The sequence below is a fragment of the Cryobacterium sp. Y50 genome (genome assembly GCF_002929805.1).
In the GTDB taxonomy this organism is placed as follows: Bacteria; Actinomycetota; Actinomycetes; order Actinomycetales; family Microbacteriaceae; genus Cryobacterium.
Map to the genome: position 1 here is coordinate 1 of NZ_PJJM01000019.1, position 2,191 is coordinate 2,191.

Below are 2,191 nucleotides of genomic sequence, written 5' to 3' on the forward strand. Positions count from 1 at the left end.
ATCTAACAAGGATGATCGCGTGATTCTCACATCGAACCCGGTTGCGGCTCTTCACAACATCTCGAATGAGCCAATCATGTAGCCCGCCTGACCACCTCTCGGAAGTCACAAACGGAAACATAAGGGAACCACTCACGACGGCGAACCGGGGCATTAAAGCCATCCAGCACGAACACCTGACCCCGCTCTGCAAGATAGCTTGCCAAGCGCTTCGAGAGTCGCGTCATCCCAAGTGGCCAAACTCCGGTGTGCCGTGTGCGGACCATCACGAGTCGTAGGTTGGTCTTCCCGCAGCGTCAGGCCTGTACATCTCCGCGCCATCCGACATCGTCGGCTCCTTTCGCCTCGATGAACTCCTTAAAGTTCGTGAGGTCTTTCTTGATGGCGTGGCCGTCAATACCGAGAGCGGCCCCAGCCTTCTCAATCGGCCCTGTTGCCTCCCAATCAAGCTGAACCGTCACACGAGTCTTGTTCGCGGCCAATTTATGGAACGTAACGACTCCCGCGTGGTCGACCTGGCCGCCGGTGCTGTTCCAGGCAACACGCTCGTTGGGGTGCTGCTCAGTTATCCGAGCCTCAAACGTGCGCTCCACGCCGCCGATTTTAATCTTCCACTCGGTGAGAGTGTCGGTTACTTGCGTGATGGATTCAACAAAACTCAAAAACTTTGGAAACTCCTCGAATTTTGTCCACTGGTTGTAAGCAACGGTAACGGGAACGTTGACGTCGACAGTCTCGATGGCGTTGGGCATGATGACCTCCTAATGCGAATTCCACGGATGAAATAGTTTCTGCAACCCCATTCACCGTACCGAAGGCTTATCCAAGGTCAACCCGGGTAAGGAAAAACTTGCAGAAACGAGAAGGTACCTGTGCGCGGAACCTCAGCAGCGTGAACATTCGATGGGCCGGGCTAAACAACGGGCGAGGGAGACCCGTCAGATTCCCTCTCGGTCCCCGGGCGAAGCGCGACCAAAATGCGCTTCAGATCGATGACGATCGCGGCCGTCGGGCTGAGCGATGTCGCTTCGGCACCCAACTCTTGCATGCCGTGCAGAATCGCCTCGACTGCCACTACGGCGGCATCAAAGGGTGCGCTATCACGCGGGCCGTCGTCCGTGGCACGCAAAGTTTCCGCGACCGCGTGCAGGGCATCGCTAAGAACCGGCCGCAACTCGGGCGGCAGTTCAAGGGGAATCGGTTTACCCCAAATCATGCCCGAAAAAACCTCTGTCAGGTTGCGCACATGAAAGGTCACGTTCTCCAGAGCCGCGAGGTCCTCATAGTCAACAACAAGATTTCTGCGGTTGAACCGAGCGCGAGGGTTACCCTGACGACTCTCATCGGCGTACTGCACAGCCGACCTGACGTCTCGGGCCGCGTCGGTGAGTGCGTTACCCCTGGTCGCCCAGAGGTCACGCTCCGGAGGCCAATTCTCGACCAAGGCTACGCCGATATCGCTGAGGTGCGTGGCGAGGGTGCCTCGAAAACTGGTCAACCGCTCGACAGCTGTGCCGATGGCGAGCGGCGGCAAAATTAGCAGGTTGACCAAAAGCCCCACCACCATTCCCAGACAGACTTGGGCGAGATAGCCGACCGAGTAATCATCGGCTTCCGGACCGCCGATGATGAGAACGAAAAGAGCAGTCAGAGGTACTTGTTCTCCGCCCACACCAAGCCATCGCATTCCTCCGATAAGGGAGCCAAGGCCGATCACCAGCGAGATCGTCCACACGCTGGGCTCGCTCAGGAGGAGCACGGCCCCGGCGAGGGCGATCCCCACGGCGAGCCCAGCGAGGGTTTGTAAAGCGCTGCGAAGCGAACGCATAAGCGTTGGGTGCATGCTCAGAAGTGCGCCCAGCGGCGCGTAATACCGCAATTCCTGAGCATCTCCAGGGAGGAAAGGGGACAGCGTCCAGGCAATCGCCACAGCAACAGCAATCTTGATGACCTGGAGGAATCGCGGAGGTTGAAGACGACGACGAACCGACGCCAGCCGTGATACGTTCCACGGAAAAATCGTTCTCGGCATCGTCTAAGTCTCTCCTGCGGCAACGGAGAGTTGGGATCCGCTCGCCCCGCAGGTTAAGCGCGGAGGCTGGCGAGGCGCTGGGAAACACCCGACAAGAAAAACACTCCCGCAGCACGGCGGTACGGAGCTGTGGAATTTCGGAGAGGATGTCCACTTTCG

2 protein-coding genes are annotated in these 2,191 nt (G+C 58.4%); both read right to left on the reverse strand.

What is annotated here, in order from left to right; genetic code table 11:
- Positions 1–296 precede the first annotated feature (296 nt).
- Complete coding sequence (locus CXY73_RS00145) at positions 297–752, reverse strand: SRPBCC family protein (protein ID WP_104176398.1); 456 nt, start codon at positions 750–752, stop codon at positions 297–299.
- A 161-nt stretch (positions 753–913) separates the two neighbouring features.
- Positions 914–2,020: an aromatic acid exporter family protein gene (locus CXY73_RS00150; protein WP_369831183.1), complete on the reverse strand. Its 1,107-nt coding sequence runs from the start codon at positions 2,018–2,020 to the stop codon at positions 914–916.
- Positions 2,021–2,191 lie beyond the last annotated feature (171 nt).

Bases quoted from the DNA above. Each gene is read 5' to 3' on its own strand.
- CXY73_RS00145 (WP_104176398.1), bottom strand. From the start codon at position 752: ATGCCCAACGCCATCGAGACTGTCGACGTCAACGTTCCCGTTACCGTT.